The sequence below is a fragment of the Caulobacter sp. P1_B12_2 genome (genome assembly GCF_056406675.1).
On record NZ_JBFTZS010000415.1, the window covers coordinates 1 to 4,131 of the forward strand.

Annotated in this window: 4 protein-coding genes; 3 read left to right on the top strand and 1 reads right to left on the bottom strand. The window is 70.8% G+C overall.

What is annotated here, in order from left to right:
• The 3 genes from AC1DZ6_RS20425 to AC1DZ6_RS20435 form a co-directional block, all read left to right on the top strand.
• Positions 1 to 1,102, top strand: a 1,102-nt coding sequence (locus tag AC1DZ6_RS20425; RefSeq protein WP_477098963.1) for an ankyrin repeat domain-containing protein, incomplete at its 5' end; no start/stop codon positions are given.
• A 42-nt stretch (positions 1,103 to 1,144) separates the two neighbouring features.
• On the top strand, positions 1,145 to 2,701 hold the full coding sequence (locus tag AC1DZ6_RS20430; RefSeq protein ID WP_477098964.1) for a GMC oxidoreductase: 1,557 nt from the start codon (positions 1,145 to 1,147) through the stop codon (positions 2,699 to 2,701).
• Positions 2,698 to 3,045 carry a hypothetical protein gene (locus AC1DZ6_RS20435; RefSeq protein ID WP_477098965.1) on the top strand — a complete coding sequence of 116 codons (348 nt, stop codon included), beginning with the start codon at positions 2,698 to 2,700 and terminating at the stop codon, positions 3,043 to 3,045. Before AC1DZ6_RS20430 ends, AC1DZ6_RS20435 begins: the two co-directional genes overlap by 4 nt.
• A 172-nt stretch (positions 3,046 to 3,217) precedes the next feature.
• On the opposite strand, the gene AC1DZ6_RS20440 is transcribed toward AC1DZ6_RS20435, so the two are convergent.
• The coding region (locus AC1DZ6_RS20440; protein WP_477098966.1) for a DUF5690 family protein at positions 3,218 to 4,131 on the bottom strand (914 nt) is incomplete at its 5' end.

Consider the following 4,131-nt stretch of genomic DNA (forward strand, 5'->3'; position numbering starts at 1 on the left):
GATCGCCTGCGACGCCGCCGTCCWGACCCGCTTCCCGATCGCCCGTCAGTCCTATGGCGAGGCCATGCTGAAGACCCAGCTGGCGCTCCACGCCCCACCGCTCGGCTGCCACTGGCCGGCCTCGGCCCACAACCAACTCAAGGAGAGGTTCGTCATGCTCACGCAGCACCGCCAGGGCCGCGCCCGTCGTCTGATCGGCGGCGGCGCCGTCGCCGCCCTGTCGCTGGGCGTCGCCTTCGCCGTCTGGGCCGCCCAGCCGGCCCGCGTCATCAAGGTCGAGCCCGGCGTGACCCGCCACGACGCCGCCACCTATCGCAAGAGCCCGCTGTACAAGGCCGTCTTGGACGGCGACGCGGCCCGCGCCCGGACGCTGATCGCGAACGGCGCGGACGTGAACTTCGAGGCTTCCGGCGACGGCACGCCGCTGATCGAGGCGACACGGCAGGGCCGGGCCGACCTGGTCGACCTCCTGCTCGGCGCCGGCGCCGATCCGAACCTGGCCGTGCGCGGCGACGGCGCGCCGCTGATCGCCGCCGCCGACGCCGGCCGCGCCGACCTCGCCAAGACCCTGGTCGAGCGCGGCGCGTCGGTCGACATCTTCGTACCGGGCGATGCGACGCCGCTGATGAACGCCATCCGCTCCGGCGACCTGGCCACGGTCCGCTACCTGGTCGACAAGGGCGCCAACGTGAACCTGCCCGCGCCCGGCGACGGCTCGCCGCTGATCGAAGCCGTCCATTCGGGCCGGGCCGAGGTGGTCGACCTGCTGCTGGCCAAGGGCGCCGACGCCGGCCTGGCCGTGCGCGGCGACGGCGACCCGCTGATCGCCGCGGCGGGCGCGGGGCGGCTGGACCTGGTCAAGACCCTGGTCGAGCACGGGGCCTCGGTGGAGTCCTTCGTGCCCGGCGACGAGACCCCGCTGATCAACGCCGCCCAGTCCGGCGACCTGGCGACGGTCGCCTATCTGATCGACAAGGGCGCGGACGTGAACCGCGCCGTGCCGTCCAACCCCGGCCAGACCCGCTCGCCCCTCGGCGAGGCTCAGAAGCACGGGCACACAGCGGTCGCGACCTACCTCAAGGCCAAGGGCGCGCGCGCCTAGAACGCGCGCCTAAATCCCCTTCAAAATCAGATCGGAAACACGATGGCTTTCATCGACGCCCGAACCTTGCCCGACGCCAGCCGGATCGACGCCGACTTGGTGATCATCGGCGGCGGCCTGGCCAGCATCACCCTGGCCAAGGAACTGGCGGGCGGCCCGCTGAAGATCGCCATCCTCGAGAGCGGCGGCCGCGAGATCGACATGGAGATCCAAGGCCTCTACGCCGGCACGGCCGTGGTCAAGGCGCCCGACAATCCCGACAAACCGTTCGACGACTATCCGGTCCAGTCGCGGGCCCGGGTGCTGGGCGGCTCAGGCATGGTCTGGGGCGGCAAGTGCGTGCCTCTGGACCCGGCCGACTTCGCCGCCCGCCCCTGGGCTCCGCACAGCGGCTGGCCCGTCACGCGCGAGCAGATGCAGCCGTTCTACGACCGGGCCTGCGACCTGTTGGAGATCCCGCGCTTCGACGCCGCCAACGCGGCGCTGAAGGACCCCGCCCGTCCGCCGCTGGCTCTGGATCCTCGGGACGGATTCTTCTCGGCCCCGCGCGTGCTCACACGCTATTCCGGAGGGGCGGACAAGGACGCCTTCGATCGCTTCCGCACCGACTTCGCCGACGCCCCTAACATCACCGTTTATCTGCACGCCAATGTCACCCAGATCCGGCCGACGGCGAAAGGCGACAAGGTCGAGGGCCTGGACGTGGCCTGCCTGGACGGTAAGCGCCACACCGCGGTCGGCAAGACCTATGTCCTGGCGGTCGGCGGCATCGAGAACGCGCGGCTGCTGCTGGCCTCCAACGGCGTGCGGCCCGAAGGGATCGGCAACCGCCACGACCTGGTCGGACGGTTCTTCCAGGGCCACGTGACCTATTCGCAGGACAGCGACGCCGAAACCGAGGGCACGGCGGTCCACATCTCCGGCCAGGCGTCGATGAGCCTCTATTCGACCCTGCGTCGCACCGCCCCCCAATGCGTGGTGGCCGCGGGCCTGCCCGCCCAGGCGCGGATGGGAACCGGCAACTTCACCGCCACCTTCAACGCGATCACTCAGACGGAAACCGGCACGCCGCCCGAGGCCGAGACCAAGGCGATGCGCCGGGTCGCGACCCGGATCGACGGAAACAACCAGGGCGAGGGTCAGCTCTTCGGCTTCTTCGCCATGTCCGAGCACTTCCCCRATCCCGACAGCCGGGTGACGCTGAACCCTTCGGCCAAGGATCCGCTGGGCATGCCGCGCGTCCATCTGGAATGGCGCTACGACAAGGCTGACTGGGACAGCCTGGAGCGCTCGGCCGCCGGCTTCGGCGACGCCTTGGGCGCCGCGGGCCAAGGCCGGGTCTGCTGGCCGATCAAGCGCGGGCGCCTGCTGGAAATCTCCAGCGCCTCGCGCCACCACATGGGCACGACGCGGATAAGCGCCGACCCGAGCCAAGGCGTGGTCGATCCGGACCTGAAGGTCCACGACACCGCCAATCTGTATGTCGCCGGCAGCTCGGTGTTCCCGACCTCGGGCATCGCCAATCCGACCCTGACCATCCTGGCCCTGGTCATGCGACTGGCCGACCACTTGAAGCTGGACATGGGAGCGCGCCGATGAGCCCCGCCGCCTCTTCTGCCTGGGCCCGCCGCGACCTGCTGGCCGCCCTGTTCGCCGCCACCGCCCTGCCCGGCCTGGCCCATGCCCAAGCGCTGCTGTTCGGCGACCTCGACCACGCCGCCGCCGCGCGGATCGGCAAGGCCTGGCTGGCCGGGCGGCCGGAGATCGGACGGGCCGCTCTGGCCAAGCGATTGTTCCCGAACGGTCGCGGCCCCGACGCCCTGCCCGCCCTGCGTCGGCGGGTGGCGGAGAATTTCCGGCGGGGCGCGGTGTTCGTGCACCGCGGCTGGCGGCTGTCGGAGACGGAGGGGGCATTGTTCGGGTTGCTGGCGCTGGAGGGCTAGCGCCATCTTCCACCCACCTTTCAACCGTCATTCCAGGCCTTGTGCCCGGAACCCCTCTCTCCGCCGCAAGTGCAGGGGTGTGGCGCGCCAGCGCGCCAAAGCGCTTCGCCGTCAGCTGAACGAGGGGTTCCGGGCACAAGGCCCGGGATGACGGCGGCTATTAGATGCGGCGCTAGGCGTTCGCCTTCGGCAACCTCAGCAGCATCCAAGCCAGCCCCACCCCGACCACGCCGATCACCGACGTCCCGTAGGCCGCGCCCGCCAGGAACCCGCTCCAAGCCAGCTCCAGATGCGCGAAATACCGCGCCAGCAGCAGCGACACGCTCCCGATATAGCCGCAGGAATCGGCGACGTAGATCAGGAACCCGGCCGTTCCCACCTGCCCCGTCGCGGCGATCAACCGGTCGAACAGCATGCCGTTGAACGGGGTGTAGGCCATGTAGATGCCCGCCCCGATGGCGATCATCCAGGCCACGGGTCCCAGCAGGCCCACCTGCCGCCCCAGAGTCGCCACGCCCACCACGGCGAAGCCCAGGGCCACGAAGGCGAAGTTGAAGCCCACCGCCCGGCGATTGTCGCGCACCAGGCTCAGCACGCCTAAGCCCACCAGCACGATCGCCGCCACCGRGATCTCCGACAGCGAGAAGATCCCCGCGGCGTTCTTGAAGCCCAGCTCGGCCCAGATCTCGGCGGCGAAGTTGTCGCGGAAGTCCCGCAGCGCGGTCAGCAGCACATAGACCACCACCAGCAGCACCAGGGCCGGCGCGTGGGCGGCGAACATGGCGGCGCGGGCCTTGGCGTCCATCGGCGCGCGACGCACGCGGGCGGCTTCGTCGGCCGGCGACGGCGGTGGCAACTGGGTCAGGGCCGCCACGGCCAGCAGCAGCAGCGGGGTGAACAACAGCCCCGTGAGCGCCGGCATCCAGCGCTCGTCGACGCCCTGCAGCAGCAGGCTCTTGCCCACCGACTTCACCACGCCCGAGGCGAGGATGAAGCTGGCGCACAGCATGGCCCCCAGCACCTCCGACAGCCGCCGCCCCTCGACGAAGCCGAACACCAGGCCCCAGATCATGCCCAGGCACAGGC